This window comes from Glycomyces amatae (genome assembly GCF_020991375.1).
GTDB classification, from domain to species: domain Bacteria; phylum Actinomycetota; class Actinomycetes; order Mycobacteriales; family Micromonosporaceae; genus Glycomyces; species Glycomyces amatae.
The window spans coordinates 55,531-73,679 of sequence record NZ_JAJLQZ010000017.1 but is presented as its reverse complement, the minus strand read 5'-3'; the positions used below and the strand labels follow the sequence as shown (position 1 = coordinate 73,679).

Here is an 18,149-nt window from a genome sequence, read left to right as displayed (position 1 = left end):
CCGCGGATCGGATCAGTTCAGGGCGGGGTCGGCGGGGAAGTGCGCGACCGCCGAGAGCATCCCGCCCTGGCGCCGCCACACCATGGACCACAGCTCCTCGGGGTTCGCCGAGAACGGGTCGGCGGGGAGGGCGTCGAAGACCATCCAGGCGCCCGCCTCGATCTCCGACTCCAGCTGGCCCGGCGCCCACCCGGCGTAGCCGGTGAAGACCCGCATCCCCTCGAGCAGGGGGCCGACGTCGTCGGGGTCCCGGGCGAGGTCGAGGGTGCCCAGGCGCCCGAGCACCGGCCGGAACGCGTCCGAGAACGGCGCGTCGGCCTTCCTCCAGCCGAGGCCTATCGCGGCGTCCGGCTGCACCGGGCCGCCCTCGAACAGGACGGCGGGGTCGCCCGCCAGCTCGGCCCACTGGTCGAGGTAGTGGGCGACGCGGCGCTCGGTGGCGCGGTTGAGGACCACGCCGAGCACCCCGTCGGACTCGTGCCCGACGCCGATGACGACGGTGCGGTCGAAGTTGGGGTCCTGCAGCGCGGGCGTGGCGACGAGGAGACTGCCGACGAACGACTTGGTTCGCGCCGGCGACGTTTCGCGACTGACCATGGCTCCGCCTCCGTTCTGCGCCCGCCTCCGCTCGAGTTCCGGGTACGGCCCGGTCCTCCCGGCACGGTAACCCGCGGGAGCGCGCTTGCAGCAAGGTTCTCGCACTTTCCGAAGAATTACAGCGTGGTGTCGGGAGCCCGACAGTTGTTTCCTCACTGAGGGTGCGCGAACGCCGACGATACGGCAAGGCCGCCATCGTCGCAAGTGGACCAGGTGGTGTTCGAGTCGGTTGCGCCGCTTGTGAACGGCAGCGGCTAACGCAGTCCGGCGAAGAGGTCGTCCTCCGGCAGGCGCGTCTCGATCCGCGACTCCACCAGCTCGTAGTCCTCGGTGGGCCAGGACTTCTGCTGGATCTCGCGCGGCACCGCGAACCAGAACCCGTCGGGGTCGACCTGGGTCGCGTGGGCCTTGAGGGCCGCGTCGCGGATGTCGAAGTACTCGGCGCACTCGATGCGGGTCGTCACGCGCTCGCTCTTGTCGCGCGTCCAGTCGCCCGCGTCCATCCACTCCCGGTACGGCGAGTCGAGGCCGGCGTCGACCATCGCGTAGTGCAGGGCCTCGATGCGGGCCTTGCCGAACCCGTGGTTGTAGTACAGCTTCAGCGGCTGCCACGGCTCGCCCAGGCCCGGGTACCGGTCGGGGTCGCCCGCGGCCGCGAAGGCCTCGACCGACACCTCGTGGGTCTTGACGTGGTCGGGGTGCGGGTACCCGCCCTCCTCGTCGTACGTGGTGACCACGTGCGGCTTGAACGACCGGATGACCTCCACCAGCGGCGCGGCCGCCTCCTCGAGGGGCACCAGGTAGAACGCGTCCTCCGGCAGCGCGATCCCCGAGTCGGGCAGCCAGCCGTCGGGCAGCCCGGAGTCGACGAAGCCCAGCCAGTGCTGCTCGACGCCGAGGATCTCGCGCGCCCGGGCCATCTCCTCGCTGCGGATGCGCGGCAGGTCCGCCTGCACCTCGGGGCGGTCCATCTTGGGGTTGAGCACGTCGCCGCGCTCGCCCCCGGTGCAGGTGACGACGAGGACCTCGACGCCCTCGCGCACGTAGCGGGCCATCATCCCCGCGCCCTTGCTGGACTCGTCGTCGGGGTGGGCGTGGACGCACATCAAGCGCAGCTTGCTCTGGTTGGACACGTGGGTCGACCTCACTGGCGAGTGAAACGGAAGGCTCTGCGGCACTGGAGCCGACTCGCGCACCGCGAGAGTTGTCGGCTCTGGCATTCTGTGCAACGATACTCGATAATCATTACTTCCCGGTTCTTCGCCGAACCAGGGCTCACTGCGGTGAAACCGCTGATCGCACACGGAAAGCGACGCAATGACTGAGACGCAGACCACGGACGGGCGCGCGCTGACGCCGCCCGCTCCGGACGTGGCCGGCGTGACCTTCCCCGAGGGCCGCTACGGCCGCCGCCGCGCCCCGAGGCGCCGCCGCCCCGCGGTCACCGCGGTGCTCACCGTCGGCGTCGTCGCCGCCGGGCTCTTCGCGGCCTGGCGACTCTCCGAACTGTACGGCCAGAACGAGGTCTCCGAGCGGCTGCTCGGCTACGACGACAGCGTCGCGGGGCAGGTCGACATCACCTTCGAGGTCTACAAGCCGGCCGGCGAGGGCGCCACGTGCGCCGTCCGGTCGCGCGACCTGGCCGGGGCCGAGATCGGCTACGCCGAGGTCGCCGTCCCGGCGGACGCCTCCACCCATGTGGAGATGACCTACACCCTCGCCGTGGAGGGGGAGGCCAACACCGGCGAGATCCTGAGGTGTTGGCAGACGGACTGAACATCGACTTTCGGCCCGTCGCACCGCATCCCGGTCGGCGGGCCTTTCGCTATCCCGGACCCGCCGCGCGACGGCGCACCGACTTGAACACCGAGGCAGGACCTCACCGCACGGATCGCACTATTCGGAGGAATCAGAAACATGGCTACCGACGCTAACCAGGGCACTTGGCTGACCCAGGAGGCCTACGACCGCCTCAAGGGCGAGCTGGACGAGCTCATCGCGAACCGTCCGCTGATGGCCGCCGAGATCAACGCCCGCCGCGAGGAGGGCGACCTCAAGGAGAACGGCGGCTACCACGCCGCGCGCGACGAGCAGGGCAAGCAGGAGGGCCGCATCCGCCAGCTCGAGGACCTGCTGCGCAACGCGAAGGTGGGCGAGGCCAAGGAGAGCGACCAGATCCAGATCGGCACCGTCGTCACCATCGCCTTCGACGGCGACCCCGACGACACCGAGAAGTTCCTGCTGGGCTCCCGCGAGATCGGCGCCACCACCGACCTCACCGTCTACAGCCCCGACTCCGCGCTGGGCGAGGCCATCCTGGGCTCCAAGGTCGGCGACACCGTCTCCTACAAGACCCCCAAGGGCGCCGAGCTGTCGGTCAAGATCGTCGACACCGAGAAGTTCCTCGGCTGACGCGCACCACGACGCCGCGGGGCCCGCACGGGGTTCCGCGGCGTTTCGCGTCTCCTACGCCCGGGAGGTCCAGCCGACGTCGATGCGCTTGCCGTACTTGTCGAAGTAGTGCAGCGCGTCCATGTGCACGGCCACGGTGATCGGCTGCCCGGCCGAGACCGGGATGTGCGGAGGCAGCCGGAACACCAGGTCCGCGGGCTTGCGGATCGGGCCGGTGTCGGTCTCCCGCTGCTCCACGGCGGCCTGCCCGAAGCCCGAGAACAGCCCGCCCAGGCGGCGGCGCGGCTTCGAACCGCCCCGGGCCAGGTCCGGCTTGTCGCCGATGCCGTCGGGCACCACCGCGGTCGCGCCGATGTCGAGGAACACGAGCGTCTCGTGGCCGTGGTGCTCGTAGAAGCGCACCCGGCCCTGGATCGACTGGCCCGGGTGGCCGTCGGCCACCGGCGCGAGCGCCTCGGCCCGCATCCCCACCACGATGTTCTCGCCGTGGTAGCGCGCCACGGCCCGGCCGCGCAGGTCGTGCCACGGCAGCCGCAGCTCCTGCTCCCCGAAGTCCAGGGCCACGTAGCGGTCGAGGAACACGTTCACGCGCGCCTCGAGCAGGTTCATGCGCGGCGTCCCCAGGAAGGCGGCCACGTACATCGTCGCGGGGCGCTCGTACACCTCGTCGGGGGTGCCCACGTCCTGGAGGATGCCCTTGCGCATCACCGCGACCCGGTCGGCCATCGTCAGCGCCTCGGTCTGGTCGTGCGTGACGTACAGCGTCGTCGCGTCGTGGCGGCGCACCAGCGAGGAGATCTCGGTGCGCAGCTCGGCGCGCAGGCCCACGTCGAGGTTCGACAGCGGCTCGTCCATGAGGAACAGCTTCGGGCGCCGCACCAGGGCGCGGCCCATGGCGACGCGCTGCTGCTGGCCGCCGGAGAGCTGGCTCGGCTTGCGGTCGACCAGGTCGGAGATGCCCAGGGCGCCGGCCATGTCGCCGACGGCCTCGGGCACGGACTGGGCGCCGTTGTGCTTGCCGAGCTTGAGCGGGAACCCGATGTTGTCGCCGACGGACATGTGCGGGTAGAGGGCGAAGGTCTGGAAGATCATGGCCGCGTTGCGCTCGCGCGGGGGCAGGTCGTTGGCGTACTCGCCGTCCAGGAGGATCTCGCCGTCCGAGGGCGTCTCGAGCCCCGCGACCATGCGCAGCACGGTGGACTTCCCGCAGCCGGAGGGGCCCAGGAGGACGAGGAACTCGCCGTGGTTGACCTCCATGCTCAAGGAGTCCACGGCCAGGGTATCGCCGGGGAACACCTTCGAGACGTTCTTCAGCGTGACAGCAGTCACCGTTGACTCCAGGGGTTCGGGGGATGGATGGTTCGGTCGTGAGGGGAGCGGGCTATTGCTCACTCATGGCTCGCAGGCTTCGCCATGGTTAAGGAATGACTGTTCGTAGCTTAAGCCTTCCGGTCCCACTCAGTAACGGGGGTCACCGGACGTCGCGTGAAGTGAACGGCAGTGCACCCTTGGTGCGACCTGCGGTTTCGGGCGTCGCAGACGTGACGCCCAGGGGGGTCCAAGGTCGGCATATCGGTCCCTGCAATCGTTTTCCGACCATTCCGCCGTAAGGCCCGGACCGCCCGCCGCGGTCGCCGCCGTCACATTGCGCGCCCGGCCGGGGCGGGCACTACGATCGAGGCGTGACGGAGCTGGTGACACTTTCCGACGTCCGGGCCGCGGCCGCCGAACTCGACGGGATCGTGCGCCGCACCCCCCTCGAACCCTCGCGCGACCCCCTCCTCGACGGGGTCCACCTCAAATGCGAGAACCTCCAGCGCGCGGGCTCGTTCAAGATCCGCGGCGCCTACATGCGCGTCTCGCGCCTGAGCGGGGCCGAACGCGCGCACGGCGTCGTCGCCGCCTCCGCCGGCAACCACGCCCAGGGGGTCGCCCTCGCCGCCTCCACCCTCGGCATCCGCTCCACCGTCTTCATGCCCGAGTCCGCCCCCCTCCCCAAGGTCGCCGCCACCAAGGGCTACGGCGCCGAGGTCGTCCTCGGCGGCCTCACCGTGGACGACGCCCTCGAATCGGCCCACCGCTTCGCCGAGAAGACCGGCGCGACCCTCATCCACCCCTTCGACCACCGCGACATCGTCGCCGGCCAGGGCACCATCGCCCTGGAGGTCCTCGAGCAGCTGCCCGAGGCCTCCGCCATCGTCGTCTCCCTCGGCGGCGGCGGGCTCATCGCCGGGATCGCCGCCGCCGCGAAGCAGCTCAAGCCCGACATCAGGATCGTCGGCGTCCAGGCCGAGGGCGCCGCCGCCTACCCCGGCTCCCTCGCCGCCGGCAGGCCCGTGCGCCTCGACAAGATGCAGACCATCGCCGACGGCATCGCCGTCGGACGCCCCGGCGACGTCCCCTTCGCGCACGTCGCCTCGCTCGTGGACGAGGTCGTCACCGTCACCGAGGAGGACATCAGCCGGGCCCTGCTGTCCCTGCTCGAACGCAACAAGCTCGTCGTCGAGCCCGCCGGCGCCACTGCCTACGCCGCCCTCCTCAACTACTCGGTCGGCTACGACGCGCCCGCCGTCGCCGTCCTCTCCGGCGGCAACATCGACCCGCTGCTGCTCATGCGCCTCATCGAACACGGCCTCGGCGCCTCCGGCCGGTTCATGCGCGCCAACCTGCGCTGCGCCGACCGGCCCGGCGCCCTCGCCTCGGTCCTCCAACTCGTGGGCGCCTACGGCGGCAACATCGTCGACGTCAACCACCAGCGCAGCGACCCCCGCCTGGCCGTCGGCGAGGTCGCCGTCGACCTCTCGATCGAGACCCGCGGTTCCGAACACGCGACCGAAATCGTTGCGGCACTGCGCGACGCGGGATATTTCGTGTCGGTGGAAGGTCCTAGCATCTGAGGCATGCAGAAATCGCTTGAAGAACTGATGGAGCCCGGCTGGGCCAAAGCGCTCGCCCCCGTGGCCGACGACGTCGCCAAGATGGGCGAGTTCCTCCGCGGCGAGGTCGCCGCGGGGCGCCGGTACCTCCCGGCCGCCGAGCACATCCTCCGCGCCTTCCAGCAGCCCTTCGACGACGTCAAGGTGATCATCGTCGGCCAGGACCCCTACCCCACCCCCGGGCACGCCATCGGCCTGTCCTTCGCCGTCGCCCCCGACGTGCGCCCCCTCCCCAAGAGCCTGGTCAACATCTTCAACGAGTACCGCGACGACCTCGGCTACCCGCTCCCCGCCAACGGCGACCTCACCCCCTGGGCCGAGCAGGGCGTCCTGCTGCTCAACCGCTCCCTCAGCGTCGCCCCCGGCACCCCCGCCTCGCACCGGGGCAAGGGCTGGGAGGCGGTCACCGAGCAGGCCATCCGGGCCCTCGCCGACCGCGGCGGCCCCGCCGTCGCGATCCTGTGGGGCGCCGACGCGCGCAAGCTCAAGGACCTGCTCGGCCCGATCCCCGCGATCGAGTCCCCGCACCCCTCGCCGCTGAGCGCCCGCCGCGGCTTCTTCGGCTCCAAGCCGTTCAGCCGCGCCAACGAGCTGCTGGCCGAGCAGGGCGGCGAGCCGGTCGACTGGCGCCTCCCGGCGCTCCAGGAGTCCTGAGGGCCTGCCGGCGAGCCCCCGACGGGCGCTGTCCGGCCCGCCGCCGCGCCGTCGGCCTCCCCGATACGACACCGGTATCGGGGAGGCCTTCCGCCCTGCGAGCGGACGAATGGGCTCGGACACCCCCTCGCCGGGGCTCGCAGGCAGGGCCCCGCCGGTCGGGATACGGTTGACGCGTGGGTATCGAGATCCTGGCACAAGAGTTCGGGCCGGACCGCGACCAGGCGATGGCCGGGCCGCTCGGGCTGTTCGTGACCGTGTTCCTCGTCGTCGTGACGATCCTCCTCATCCGGGGGATGAACAAGCACGTCAGGCGCTTGAACGAACGCGTCGCGCGCGAGGCCGCCACTGTCGAGGCCGGTGCCGTCGAGGCCGGTGCCGTCGAGGCGGCCGCCGAGCCGGACGACCCCGCCCGCGCCTAGAGGCCGGACCGTGCCGCGCAAGAACCGCCGCCGGAGCGAACCCCGTCGGCAGACCTCGGGCGCCCAGGACCCGAGCCTCATCGACGGCCCGGACGGGCCCGTCCGCGTCCGCCGCATCCCCGGCGCCAACGCCGCGAAGGCCTACCGCTGCCCCGGGTGCGACCTGGAGATCCAACCGGGCACGCCGCACGTGGTGGCCTGGGCCGACGACGGCGACGGCGACGACCGCCGCCACTGGCACGCCGGGTGCTGGAACGCCAGGGACCGGCGCCGCCCGGGCCGGTGGCGGTGAGCGGCCACCAGACGAGGCGAGGGGCGGGGCCCGCCCCTTCGCCGCCGGGTGCAAGCTGCGCCACAGGCGGTGTCGGCGGCCGCGGATTCCGGGGATAATTCCGGCGTGGCTGTCATCAGATCCGCGAGCATGCTCCCCGCCCGGCGCGAGGCGCTCACGCTCCAGACCGCCGACGGGCTCGAACTCGTCGGCGAACTCGCCCTGCCCGCCGACCGCGCGCCCGAGGCGACCCTCATCTGCGTCCACCCGCTGCCCACCCACGGCGGCATGATGGACTCGCACATCTTCCGCAAGGCCGCCTGGCGGCTCCCGGCGCTGGCGAACACGGCCGTGCTGCGGTTCAACACCCGCGGCACCGAGTCCCAGCAGGGGCGGAGCCAGGGCGCCTTCGACCACGGCGTGGGCGAGCGCTTCGACGTCGCCGCCGCGGTCGAGTACGCCGAGTTCGCCGAGCTGCCGCGCGTGTGGCTGGTCGGCTGGTCCTTCGGCACCGACCTGACGCTCAAGTACGGCCTCGAGCCGGGCGTCGAGGGCGCGGTGCTCCTCTCGCCGCCGCTGCGCTACTCCAAAGAGGAGGACCTGGCGCGGTGGGCCGAGGACGGCCGGCCCCTGCTCGCGCTCATCCCCGAGCAGGACGACTACCTCCAGTACCCCGAGGCGAAGCGGCGGTTCGCCGCCGTCCCCCAGGCGGAGGTCGTGGAGATCGAGGGCGGCGGCCACCTGTGGGTCGGCAAGGCCGAAGAGGCCCTGGACCGCATCACCGGCCGCATCCTCCCCGGGCACGCCCCGCTGCCGACCACATGGGACGGGCCGATGGAGCGCGGCGACACCTCCGCCTACGCCAACAAGACCGTCGCGGCCTTCGGCGGCTTCCTGCCCAAGCCCGAGCGCGAGTAGGGGGCTCCCGGACCCCCGGCGCCCTGTCCCGTCCGCGGACGGCCCGGGCGCCGCCTCCGCCTTTCCTGAAGCCGCCTTCAGGCGGCTTCAGCGTGGCTTCAGGTTCGGCCCTGCACCATGGGAACCGCGTCGGAGCACATCGGACGCGGTGAGGATGAGGAGGCGGTCATGTCTGCGGCAGCGGCGAAGGGGAAGGGTCCGGGGCGGCATCGGGCCCGGTCGAACCGAGCGGGATCACAACAGGCGCGATCGCACCAGACGCGGTCGCCTCGGGCGCGATCGCGTCAGACGCAGTCGAGGAACTCGGCGATGGCGGCGGGCAGCGCCGTGTCGGCGCAGTCGGTGACGGCGATGAGGTTCTCGCCCTCGATGCGCCACACCCGGCGCTCGGTCGCGCCCTCGCCGCCGCCGGAGCCGCCCGGGTAGTCCACCGTGGCCGCCACGTAGTCGCCGTCGTCGGCGCACCAGCTCTCGACGATCGTGCCCTCGTCCAACTGCTCGTTGATCCGCCCGCCCAGCACGGCCGGGTCGGTGCACACGGTCCCGGTGCTCTCCGGGTTGGTCGCCGCGTAGGTCGCCAGCGCGGCCCCGCCGAGGAGCGCTCCCGTGAGCGCCACGCCGGCGGTCGCCGTGGCGATGGAGCGCAGCCGCGGGCGCAGGCCCACGCGCTCGCGGCGGGGCCGGTACGGCGCCAGCTCGGTCGAGACGGCCACGGTCACGGGCCGCAGGCCGCGGCGGGGGAGGAGCCCGGCGGCGACGGTGTCGGGGCGCAGGCCGGGGGCGACCGGGCCGGCGAGCGGCAGGCGCGTGAGCTGCTCCCGGAAGGCGTCCGCGGTGGGGCGGCGGCGCGGGTCGGGGCTGAGGGCGGCGCCGATGGTGTCGGTGAGCTCGGAGTCGACCCCGGGGACGTGGGGGACGGGGGCGGCGCGCAGGAGCGGGTCGGCGGCGTCCTCGCGGGCGTGCCGCACCCACGGGAGCCGGCCCCCCAGGGCCGCGTAGAGGGCCGTGGCGAGGGCGTAGACGTCCCCGGCGGGGCTGGCGGCCACCTCGCCCGCGACGGCGGCGTCGAGGTGCTCGGGGGCGGTGTAGGGGGAGGGGGGGAGGGGGGCGGCCAGGACGGGGGCGGTGACGTCGTAGGCGGTGAGCTGGAGGTGGTGGCCGGAGCCGACGAGGATGTGGGAGGGCTGGATGGCGCCGTGGATGAGCCCGGCGCGGTGGTAGACGGCGACGGCGTCGCTCAGGGCCACGCCGAGGGCGCGCACCTGCCCGGGGGGCATGGGGCCCTGCTCGGCCAGGAGGTCGGCCAGGGTCCGGCGCGCGGTGCCGACGGCGAGGTAGGGACGTCCGTTCTCGGTGAGGCCTACGGCGGAGCAGGGGGACAGGTGGGGGTGGGCGGCGAGGCCGGTGAGCTTCGCGGCCCATTCGAGGAAGACCTCCCGCCGGGAGCCGTCGACGCGCTCATGGGCGACGGTGACGCACAGCAGGTCGGTGGGGCCGGTGGTGACGGTGCCGCTGAAGACGCTGCACACCGTGTCCCGGTGCAGTAAACGGTGGACGGCTGCGGGTCCGACGGTGGTCGTGCTCGACATCCTCACCTCCTCGGGGGGTCAGCTGTTCGGTGTCGTGATTTGGCACTAAATGTGAGGCTATCCCATCTGAACGACCGAGTGGTAGTCGGCCGTAGAGATGTGGCACGAAAGGGTGATCACCCCGGTACTCTTAGTCATTTCTGTTGTGGCGGCGATCATCCGATGTGCCCTGAGAGATCAGTGTGTCTGAATTCCACGAACTTGAAAAGCAACGATTCGGACACGAGGTGCCGTCGCTGTTGACGGTTGTGGAAAAACGTTGAACTATCGAATCCGTCTTGACCCCAGGGCGACATCGGTCATGCGCCGGTATCGCCCGGTACGAAGGAGTACTAACCAGATGAACGTCAACCGACGACACCTGCTTGCCGGAACCGCCGGCGCGGCCGCCGTGGCGCTCACCGCCTCGGCCTGCGCGTCCGAAGACGGCGGCGACAGTGCGAAGACCATCGGCGTCGCGATGCCGACGAAGACTTCGGAGCGTTGGATCTTCGACGGCGACAACCTCAAGAAGGCGTTCGAAGACGAGGGCTACAAGGTCACCCTCCAGTACGCGAACGACGTCCCCGACGACCAGGTCGCGCAGCTGGAGACCATGGTCAGCCAGAACGTCGCGGCCCTCGTGGTCGCCGCGATCGACAACAAGTCGCTCAACGGCCCGCTGGCCCAGGCCAAAGAGGCCGACATCCCGGTCATCGCCTACGACCGCCTGATCCTCGACACGCCCAACGTCGACTACTACGCGAGCTTCGACAACATCCAGGTCGGCACGTTGCAGGGCGAGTACATCGTGACCGCGCTCGACCTGGAGAACCAGGCCGGGCCGTTCAACATCGAGCTGTTCGCGGGCGCGTTGACCGATAACAACACGCCGTACTTCTTCAATGGCGCCTGGGCGGTCCTCGAGCCCTACATCGCCGAGGGCAAGCTGGTCGTCAAGTCCGGCGAGGTCGAGCTGGAGCAGATCGCGACCGAGAACTGGGACGGCGCCATCGCGCAGGACCGCATGGACAACCTGCTCTCGACCCACTACAAGGGCGAGCAGGTCCACGCCGTGCTGGCCCCGTACGACGGCATCAGCCGCGGCATCGTCTCCTCGCTGGAGTCCAACAACTACACGACCCTCCCGGTCGTGACCGGCCAGGACGCCGAGATCGAGTCGCTGAAGTACATCATCGCCGGTCGCCAGACCTCGACGGTGTTCAAGGACACCCGCGACCTCGCCACCACCGCGGTGGAGATGGTCGTGGCCCTGCTCGACGGCAAGAAGCCCGAGGTCAACGACGAGGAGACCTACGACAACGGCGACCACGTCATCCCGGCCTTCCTGCTGACCCCGGTCAGCGTGGACGTCGACAACTACCAGGAGGTCGTGGTCGACTCCGGCTACGTCGACGCCGCCGACCTGCAGTAGCGTCCGCGCCGCCGCAACGCCTCCTCCCTCGCGGGGCGCTCCGGGACACCGGGGCGCCCCCGTACCTCTCCCCAGAGCATCAGTCCATTCCACTTAGGACCAGTCATGTCTGAAGACATCCTCCGCATGAGGGGGATCACCAAGCGATTCCCGGGCGTGCTCGCGCTGTCCGGGGTCGACATGCGGGTCGAGCGGGCCACGATCCACGCACTCGTCGGCGAGAACGGCGCCGGCAAGTCGACGCTCATGAAGGTCCTGTCGGGCGTCTACGCCCACGGCGACTTCGAAGGCGAGATCGAGCTCGAGGGCAAGCCCGCCCGCTTCCGCAGCATCCGCGACTCCGAGGCCTCGGGCGTCGTCATCATCCACCAGGAGCTCGCGCTCGTCGGCGAACTGTCGATCGCCGAGAACATCTTCCTGGGCAACGAGCGCAAGTCCGGCGGGTTCATCTCCTGGGACAAGACCAACGCCGCGGCCTCCCGGCTCATGAAGCAGGTCGGCCTCCACGACAACCCGCAGACCCTCGTCGAGAAGATCGGCGTCGGCAAGCAGCAGCTCGTCGAGATCGCCAAGGCGCTGTCCAAGAACGTCAAGCTCCTGATCCTCGACGAGCCCACCGCCGCGCTCAACGACACCGACTCCGAGAACCTGCTCGACCTCCTGCGCGCGCTCCGCGACGAGGGCGTCACCAGCATCATCATCTCCCACAAGCTGGGCGAGGTGCTGTCGGTCGCCGACAACATCACGGTGCTGCGCGACGGCCAGACCATCGAGACGCTGAGCACCGAGGGCGACAAGGTCACCCAGGACCGGCTCATCAAGTCGATGGTCGGGCGCGACCTCGAGCACCTCTACCCGCCGCACGAGCCCAAGATCGGCGCGACCTTCTTCGAGGTCAGGGACTGGACCGTCCACCATCCCGACCAGCGTGAGCGCGTCATCGTCAACAACGCCGCCCTCAACGTCGCCCGCGGCGAGATCGTCGGCCTCGCGGGCCTCATGGGCGCGGGACGCACCGAGTTCGCCATGAGCGTCTTCGGCCGCTCCTGGGGCACGGACATCTCCGGCACCGTCACGCTCGACGGCAAGCCGCTGCGCCTGCGCACCGTGCCCGACGCCATCGGCGCGGGCCTGGCGTACGCCACCGAGGACCGCAAGAACTTCGGCCTGCACCTCGAGTACGACCTGCGGGAGAACTTCACCCTGCCGGGCCTGTACAAGCTCTCGAAGTACGGGGTCGTCGACCAGCACCGGATCAACTCGGTCTCGGAGCGCCTGCGCACCGAGTTCGGCGTCAAGGCCCCGTCGGTCTACTCGCTCGCCGGGAACCTCTCCGGCGGCAACCAGCAGAAGGTCGTGCTCGGCAAGTGGGTCTTCACCGAACCCGAGCTGCTCATCCTCGACGAGCCGACCCGGGGCATCGACGTCGGCGCCAAGTACGAGATCTACGAGCTGATCCACAAGCTGGTCGACCAGGGCAAGGGGGTCCTCATGATCTCCTCCGAACTGCCCGAGCTGCTCGGCATGTGCGACCGCATCTACGCGATGAGCGCCGGTCACATCACCGGCCAGGTCGACCGCGAGAACGCCACACAGGAAGAACTGATGCGCCTCATGACCCTTGAGACGGCATCCGGGGGAGAAGAACTACGCCAATGAGCACCGTCCAGTCCAAGCCGCGCCCGAGCCTGCTCTCGGGCCTGCGCAACTTCAACCTGCGCGCCTACGGCATGATCATCGCCCTGGCGCTCATCATGCTGCTGTTCCAGGTCCTCAGCGTCTCGGTGCAGAACCAGAACTTCATCACGCCGCTGAACCTGACCAACGTGATCCTCCAGAACTCCTACATCCTGATCCTCGCGATCGGCATGATGCTGGTGATCGTCAACGGCCACATCGACCTGTCGGTGGGCTCGGTCCTCGCGTTCTGCGGCGCGGTCTCGGCCATCGCCCTCTCCGACTGGGGCCTGCCCTGGTATCTCGCGGTCCTCATCGCCATCGCCGTCGGCGCCCTCATCGGCGTCTGGCAGGGCTTCTGGATCGCCTACGTGCGCATCCCGGCGTTCATCGTGACCCTGGCGGGCATGCTCATCTTCCGCGGCCTGACCATCATGGTCCTGGACGCCGAGACCCTGGGCACCTCCGGCACGTACAACAAGCTCGCCTCCGGCTACGAGGTCTTCGGCTACGACATGAAGCTGCTGACGCTCGTCGCCGGCATCATCGGCGCGGCCCTGTACGTCCTGTTCCAGGTGCGCGGCCGCGCCCGCCAGCTCAAGGCCGGCATCGCCGGGTCCTCGCAGCTCGCGTGGATCTCCAAGGTCGTGCTCGTCGTCGCCGTCATCGCGGCCGCCGCGTTCGTCTTCTACTCCCACAAGGGCCTGCCGGTCATCGGCTGGATCCTGCTGGCGCTGGTGCTGCTGTACTCGTTCATCGCCAACCGGACCGTGTTCGGCCGCCACGTCTACGCGGGCGGCGGCAACGAGAAGGCCGCGCTCCTGTCGGGCGTGAAGACCAAGGCCACCAGCTTCTGGGTGTTCGTGAACATGGGCGCGCTGGCCGGCCTCGCGGGCGTCATCGTGACCGCCCGCCTCCAGTCGGCCGCCCCCGGCGCGGGCGAGATGTTCGAGCTCCACGCCATCGCCTCGTCGTTCATCGGCGGCGCGTCGGTCACCGGCGGCGTGGGCACCATCATCGGCGCCGTCATCGGCGGTCTGGTCATGGGCGTCATGAACCAGGGCATGTCGATCCTGTCGGTCGGCCAGGACATGCAGAGCGTCATCCTCGGCCTGGTCGTCCTGGCGGCGGTCCTGTTCGACGTGTGGAACAAGAAGCGCTCCAACGGCGGCGGCCTGCCGCTGGTCGGCACCACGCCGGGCGGCTCGGGCGAGGCCAAGCGCAAGGCCGAAGGGGGCTCCGACAAGGAGCCCGCCGAAGCCGGCGCCAAGCAGTAGACGCAGGCGGCCGGGCCCCCGGGGGCTCGGCCGCACCGGTCGCGGGCGGGGCCCGCGGCGCCTCGGCGCCGCGGGCCCCGCCCGCGCGTACGGGACCGGCACGAACGAGGGCCCGGTGCTTGCGCACCGGGCCCTCGACGTCCTGTCGCCTACGAGGACGACACCTTCTCGGTGGCCTCGCTGCTCTGCTTCCCGCCGCTCTGGGTCCGCTTGCGGGCGGTGTTCGAGGACTTGCCCGACCCGTCCTGCGCGGGCGCCTCGGCGTCCGCCTCGCGGCCCGCACGCGCCTCCTCGACCAGTTTCCTGGCCTGGGCCCGCGCGGTCGCCAGGATCGCCTCGGAGTCGCGCCGCGCGGTCTGCTTGGCGGACTTGGAGAGCTCCTCGGCGCGGCGCTTGGCGTTGTCGGCCTTCTTCTCGGCCTCCGAGACGTACTGGTCGCGGTCGGTCCTGATCCGCTCGGCCTCCAGGTTCGCCTGGTCCAGGATCCGGGCGGCCTCGGTCTTCGCGTCGGCCAGGAGCCGCTCGCGCTCGGCCTCGACCGCGGCCAGCTCGGCGCGGGCCCGCTCGACCTGGGCCTGGGCCTCGGCCTTGGCCTTGTCGGCGTCCTCGCGCAGCCGGGCGGCGTCGGCGGCGGCCTCGGCGGTCACGCGCTCGGCCTCGGCGGCGGCCTCCTGGCGCAGCCGCTGCGTCTCGGCCGCGGCCTCCTCGCCGATCCGGCGGGCCTCGGCCTCGGCCGCCTCGCGCTCCTTGCGGCCCGCGTCGGCGGCCTGCTCGCGCAGCCGCTGCGTCTCCAGCTCGGTCTCCTCGGCCAGGCGCAGCGCGGCGGCCTCGGCGTTCTCGCGCGCCGTCCGGGCGGCCTCGTCGGCCTCCGCCTGCAACTGCGCGGTCTTCGCCGCGGTCTCGGCGGTCAGCCGCTCGGCCTCGGCCTCGGCCTCCTCCAGCCGGCGCTGGGCCTCCTGGCGGACCCGCTTGGCCTCGTCGACGGCCTCGGTGCGCGTGAGGGTCGCGTTGTCGGCGGCCTCGGCGCGCAGCCGGGTCGACTCGTTCTCGGCCTCGGTCCGCACGGTCTGCGCGAACGTCTCGGTCTCCTGCTTGAACCGCTCGAGGTTCTCGACGGCCTCGGTGCGCAGGTCCCGCAGCTCCGCCTCGTGCTCGGCGCGCTTGCGCTCGGCCTCCGCCTCGGCCTCGGCCGCGATCCGGTCGGCCTTCTCGCGGGCCTCGGCGACCGCCTGCTCGGCGGCGAGGGTCGCGTCGTCCTTGAGCTGCTGCGCCTCGGTCCTCAAGCGCTCGACGTGAGCGACCAGCTGCCGGGTCTGCTCGTCAGCGGCGGCCCGCTTGCTCTCGGCGTCCTGCTCGGCCTCGGCCACCAGCGCCGCGGCCCGCTCCTTGGCCTGGTCCACCATCGACTGGGCCTCGCGGGCGCGCTTGTTGATCTCGGCGTCGATGATCGCGCGCCGGTCGACCTCGGCCTTCTCGGCGGCGGCCCGGCGCGCCTTCAACGTGGTCTCGAAGTCCTTGCGGGCCTGCTCGATCTGCGCCTCGGCCTCGCGCAGGCGCTGGTCGGCGCGCTGGTGCAGGTGCTGCGTCTGGTTGTGGGCGTTGGCCTTGATCTCCTCGGCCTGCTCCTCGGCGAGGGTCAGCATGTGCTCGATCCGCACGCCCAAGTGGCGGTACGACGCGTTGTCGCCCGCGGCGCTGCGGCGCCGCAGCTCCTGGATCTGCGCCTGCAACTGCTGGATCTGGACCACCAGGCGGTCGATCTGCGCGAGCGCCTCGGCCCGCTCCCCCGCCAACGTGTCCATCTGGAGCTGCATCTGCTGAAGGAACCGCTTGACCTGTCCCTTGTCGTACCCGCGCAGAGCGGTCTCGAACTCATACTCGATCGGACCGCCCTCGTTGAAGCCGGTCAGCAGTTCCGAGTCATCGAGTCTGTCTTCACGCGCCATACCCTCATCCTCACGTAAGCCGCGTCCCGCCACCGCCGGTTAGGGACCGGATGTGACGGGACGCGGCCGAAGCTGTGGTTCCTCCACCGTCGACCTACGCCTACGATCATTCTTCACTAGTCGTAGGCTTCGACGGTAACGCGGATTCGCCAGGTTTACTCGTCTGTCAGGTTTTTCTACTTCTCGTCGGACTGCTGCCCGAGAGCGCCGCCGAGAGCGCCGCTGACCAGGCCGCTGAGGTTGCGCAGGGTCTCCTGGACCTGGTCGCGCTTGGCGGTGAGGTCGGCCACCTTGGACTCGGCCTCCTTCGTGACCCGCTCGGCGTCCGAGTTCGCGTCGGCGAGCAGGCGCTGGGCCTCGGCCTTGGCGTCGGAGACGAGCTTCTGCGCGTCCCGCTTGGCCTTGCCCGTGGTCTCCTCGGCGTAGGTGTCGGCCTCGGAGCGCTTCTCCTCGGCGCGCGTCTCGGCGGACTTGGCGCGCTCCTCGGCGTCGCGGGCGCGGTTCTCGGCGTCGGAGACGAGCTTCTGGGTCTCGGCGACGGCGCGGGTGTGGCGCTCGGACTCCTCGCGCTCGGACTTCTCCTTGCGCTCGGCGAGTTCGAGGTCGAGGGCCTGGAGGTCCTTGTCGCGCTTCTCTTTCGCCTCGGCGAAGAGCTTCGCGGCCTCGGCGCGCTTCTCCTCGGCCTCGCGGGCGGCCTTCGCGCGCAGCTGGGTGATCTCGCGGTCGGCGGTGGCGCGCAGGGTCGCGACCTCGCGCTCGACGGACGCCTTGAGCTCGGCGACCTCGTGGCCGGTGGCGGTGCGCAGCTGCTTGGTCTCGCGCTCCGCGTCGGCGCGCAGGGTCTCGCACTCGCGGCGGGCGTTGGTGCGCAGCTCCGCCACCTCGCGCTCGACCTGCGTGCGCAGCGTGTTCGCCTCGCGCTCGGCGTTCTGCTTCAGGTTGCCGGCCTCGCCGCGGGCGGCGTCGGTGATCTCGCGCGACTCCAGGCGGGCGGCCGAGAGGATCCCCTCGGTCTCGCGCTTGGCCTCCGCGCGGTGCTCGTTCGCCTGCTCCTCGGCCAGCCGCAGGATCTGCTCGACCCGGGTGCCGAGCCCGGAGAGCGTCGGGCGGGAGTTCTCCTCGAGCTGCTTCTGCTGCTCCCCGAGGCGCTGCTCGAGGCCCTGGACCCGCTGCTCGGCCTGGCGCAGACGACGCTGGGCGTCGGTCATCCGCTGCTCGGCCTCGGTGCGCTGGCTCTCGGTCTGGGTCAGCTTGGCGAGGTTCTTCTGGATGAATTCATCCACCTGGTGCCGGTCGTAACCCCGCAACTGCACGGGGAATTCCGGCACCGATTGGTCGTTGTCGAAAAAGGTACTGCTGGAGGGCTGCTGCGACATGGACCAATACTTGCAGACGCAACCGGATATGTCGACAGCAAGGTCAGGGGTTTGTGGGGGCTGAAACCACCGGTAACACTAGCCGCAAATCGGGCGAAAACCTTGGAACGACACGGATCTCGATTCGAGTGCCGTTTCCGCTCCGTGCGAGCGTCACCCGAACGGCGTCGCGTATCCGACACCCGGCCCGCCCGGCGGCCCCCCGACCGCAAGGGCGCTAAGCGGGTTCGACCAGTTCGACCAGGACGCCCCCCGCGTCCCGGGGGTGCACGAAGTTGATCTTGGACCCCGCGGTGCCCCGGCGCGCCTCGTCGTAGAGCAGTCGCGCGCCCCGCTCCCGCAGCGCCGCGGCGGCCGCCTCGACGTCCGCGACGGTGAACGCGAGCTGCTGGAGCCCCGGGCCCTGCTTCCCCAGGAACCGCGCGATCGGCGAGTCCTCGCCGAGCGGCGCGAGCAGCTGCACCTGCGCCCCGCCCTCCGGCCACGCGACCATCACCTCGACCACGCCCTGCGCCTCGTTGACCTCCCGGTGCACCGCCGTGCCGCCGAGCGCGCCCTCGTACCACACCAGGGCCGCGTCCAGGTCCGGGACCGCGATTCCCACGTGATCGATGCGCCGCAATCCGATGCCCTCAGTGAACGTCATAACATCGAGCGTAT

At 70.9% G+C, this 18,149-nt stretch carries 17 protein-coding genes; 10 read left to right on the top strand and 7 right to left on the bottom strand.

The features are described 5' to 3' along the window. Positions 1–12: 12 nt before the first annotated feature. Positions 13–597 carry a YqgE/AlgH family protein gene (locus tag LO763_RS21595; RefSeq protein WP_230788745.1) on the bottom strand — a complete coding sequence of 195 codons (585 nt, stop codon included), beginning with the start codon at positions 595–597 and terminating at the stop codon, positions 13–15. 254 nt (positions 598–851) lie between these two features. Continuing rightward, positions 852–1,703 carry a mycothiol conjugate amidase Mca gene (gene mca, locus LO763_RS21590; RefSeq protein ID WP_255672906.1) on the bottom strand — a complete coding sequence of 284 codons (852 nt, stop codon included), beginning with the start codon at positions 1,701–1,703 and terminating at the stop codon, positions 852–854. Positions 1,704–1,914: 211 nt separating this feature from the next. Here mca and LO763_RS21585 point away from each other — a divergent pair, with 211 nt between their 5' ends. Both LO763_RS21585 and greA read left to right on the top strand, forming a co-directional pair. After that, positions 1,915–2,373, top strand: coding sequence for a DUF4307 domain-containing protein (locus LO763_RS21585; RefSeq protein WP_230788741.1), 459 nt, complete (start codon positions 1,915–1,917; stop codon positions 2,371–2,373). A gap of 141 nt (positions 2,374–2,514) precedes the next feature. Next, a complete protein-coding gene (greA, locus tag LO763_RS21580) occupies positions 2,515–3,009 on the top strand; it encodes a transcription elongation factor GreA (protein WP_230788739.1) in 495 nt (164 codons plus the stop codon). Positions 3,010–3,063: 54 nt separating this feature from the next. Here the strand turns inward: greA and LO763_RS21575 are convergent, their stop codons facing one another. Then, entirely contained in the window at positions 3,064–4,338 is a 1,275-nt protein-coding gene (locus tag LO763_RS21575) for an ABC transporter ATP-binding protein (protein ID WP_230788737.1), read from the bottom strand. Between the two features lie 353 nt (positions 4,339–4,691). Between LO763_RS21575 and ilvA the strand changes: the two genes are divergently transcribed. The 5 genes from ilvA to LO763_RS21550 all read left to right on the top strand — a co-directional run bounded on the left by ilvA (position 4,692) and on the right by LO763_RS21550 (position 8,210). Beyond that, positions 4,692–5,906 (top strand): threonine ammonia-lyase, encoded by a 1,215-nt coding sequence (ilvA, locus tag LO763_RS21570; protein ID WP_230788731.1) that lies wholly within the window; start codon positions 4,692–4,694, stop codon positions 5,904–5,906. Between the two features lie 3 nt (positions 5,907–5,909). Then, positions 5,910–6,599, top strand: coding sequence for a uracil-DNA glycosylase (locus tag LO763_RS21565; RefSeq protein WP_230788728.1), 690 nt, complete (start codon positions 5,910–5,912; stop codon positions 6,597–6,599). Between the two features lie 176 nt (positions 6,600–6,775). Next, positions 6,776–7,021, top strand: coding sequence for a hypothetical protein (locus LO763_RS21560; RefSeq protein WP_230788726.1), 246 nt, complete (start codon positions 6,776–6,778; stop codon positions 7,019–7,021). A gap of 10 nt (positions 7,022–7,031) precedes the next feature. Next, complete coding sequence (locus LO763_RS21555) at positions 7,032–7,313, top strand: Rv1322 family protein (RefSeq protein ID WP_230788724.1); 282 nt, start codon at positions 7,032–7,034, stop codon at positions 7,311–7,313. Positions 7,314–7,442: 129 nt separating this feature from the next. Continuing rightward, positions 7,443–8,210, top strand: coding sequence for an alpha/beta hydrolase (locus LO763_RS21550; protein WP_255672902.1), 768 nt, complete (start codon positions 7,443–7,445; stop codon positions 8,208–8,210). Positions 8,211–8,494: 284 nt separating this feature from the next. Here the strand turns inward: LO763_RS21550 and LO763_RS21545 are convergent, their stop codons facing one another. Next, a complete protein-coding gene (locus LO763_RS21545) occupies positions 8,495–9,799 on the bottom strand; it encodes a protein kinase domain-containing protein (RefSeq protein ID WP_230788720.1) in 1,305 nt (434 codons plus the stop codon). A 340-nt stretch (positions 9,800–10,139) separates the two neighbouring features. Between LO763_RS21545 and chvE the strand changes: the two genes are divergently transcribed. The 3 genes from chvE (at position 10,140) to mmsB (ending at position 14,167) form a co-directional block, all read left to right on the top strand. After that, the gene (gene chvE, locus LO763_RS21540) at positions 10,140–11,213 is read left to right on the top strand and encodes a multiple monosaccharide ABC transporter substrate-binding protein (RefSeq protein WP_230788718.1); all 1,074 of its coding nucleotides are present in this window, start codon (positions 10,140–10,142) and stop codon (positions 11,211–11,213) included. 105 nt (positions 11,214–11,318) lie between these two features. Further along, entirely contained in the window at positions 11,319–12,872 is a 1,554-nt protein-coding gene (mmsA, locus tag LO763_RS21535) for a multiple monosaccharide ABC transporter ATP-binding protein (RefSeq protein WP_230788713.1), read from the top strand. Beyond that, a complete protein-coding gene (gene mmsB, locus LO763_RS21530; RefSeq protein ID WP_230788711.1) occupies positions 12,869–14,167 on the top strand; it encodes a multiple monosaccharide ABC transporter permease in 1,299 nt (432 codons plus the stop codon). Before mmsA ends, mmsB begins: the two co-directional genes overlap by 4 nt. Before the next feature lie 149 nt (positions 14,168–14,316). Here the strand turns inward: mmsB and LO763_RS21525 are convergent, their stop codons facing one another. The 3 genes from LO763_RS21525 to mce form a co-directional block, all read right to left on the bottom strand. Continuing rightward, positions 14,317–16,113, bottom strand: a complete 1,797-nt coding sequence (locus tag LO763_RS21525; protein WP_230788708.1) for a DivIVA domain-containing protein — start codon at positions 16,111–16,113, stop codon at positions 14,317–14,319. Between the two features lie 176 nt (positions 16,114–16,289). Further along, positions 16,290–17,489, bottom strand: coding sequence for a coiled-coil domain-containing protein (locus LO763_RS21520; RefSeq protein WP_255672891.1), 1,200 nt, complete (start codon positions 17,487–17,489; stop codon positions 16,290–16,292). Between the two features lie 217 nt (positions 17,490–17,706). After that, on the bottom strand, positions 17,707–18,135 hold the full coding sequence (gene mce, locus LO763_RS21515) for a methylmalonyl-CoA epimerase (protein WP_230788702.1): 429 nt from the start codon (positions 18,133–18,135) through the stop codon (positions 17,707–17,709). Positions 18,136–18,149 lie beyond the last annotated feature (14 nt).

Coding starts and splice junctions, on each gene's coding strand:
- LO763_RS21595 (WP_230788745.1), bottom strand. CDS start 597: ATGGTCAGTCGCGAAACGTCGCCGGCGCGAACCAAGTCGTTCGTCGGC.
- mca (WP_255672906.1), bottom strand. CDS start 1,703: ATGTGCGTCCACGCCCACCCCGACGACGAGTCCAGCAAGGGCGCGGGG.
- LO763_RS21585 (WP_230788741.1), top strand. CDS start 1,915: ATGACTGAGACGCAGACCACGGACGGGCGCGCGCTGACGCCGCCCGCT.
- greA (WP_230788739.1), top strand. CDS start 2,515: ATGGCTACCGACGCTAACCAGGGCACTTGGCTGACCCAGGAGGCCTAC.
- LO763_RS21565 (WP_230788728.1), top strand. CDS start 5,910: ATGCAGAAATCGCTTGAAGAACTGATGGAGCCCGGCTGGGCCAAAGCG.
- LO763_RS21550 (WP_255672902.1), top strand. CDS start 7,443: ATGCTCCCCGCCCGGCGCGAGGCGCTCACGCTCCAGACCGCCGACGGG.
- LO763_RS21545 (WP_230788720.1), bottom strand. CDS start 9,799: ATGTCGAGCACGACCACCGTCGGACCCGCAGCCGTCCACCGTTTACTG.
- chvE (WP_230788718.1), top strand. CDS start 10,140: ATGAACGTCAACCGACGACACCTGCTTGCCGGAACCGCCGGCGCGGCC.
- mmsA (WP_230788713.1), top strand. CDS start 11,319: ATGTCTGAAGACATCCTCCGCATGAGGGGGATCACCAAGCGATTCCCG.
- mmsB (WP_230788711.1), top strand. CDS start 12,869: ATGAGCACCGTCCAGTCCAAGCCGCGCCCGAGCCTGCTCTCGGGCCTG.
- LO763_RS21525 (WP_230788708.1), bottom strand. CDS start 16,113: ATGGCGCGTGAAGACAGACTCGATGACTCGGAACTGCTGACCGGCTTC.
- LO763_RS21520 (WP_255672891.1), bottom strand. CDS start 17,489: ATGTCGCAGCAGCCCTCCAGCAGTACCTTTTTCGACAACGACCAATCG.
- mce (WP_230788702.1), bottom strand. CDS start 18,135: ATGACGTTCACTGAGGGCATCGGATTGCGGCGCATCGATCACGTGGGA.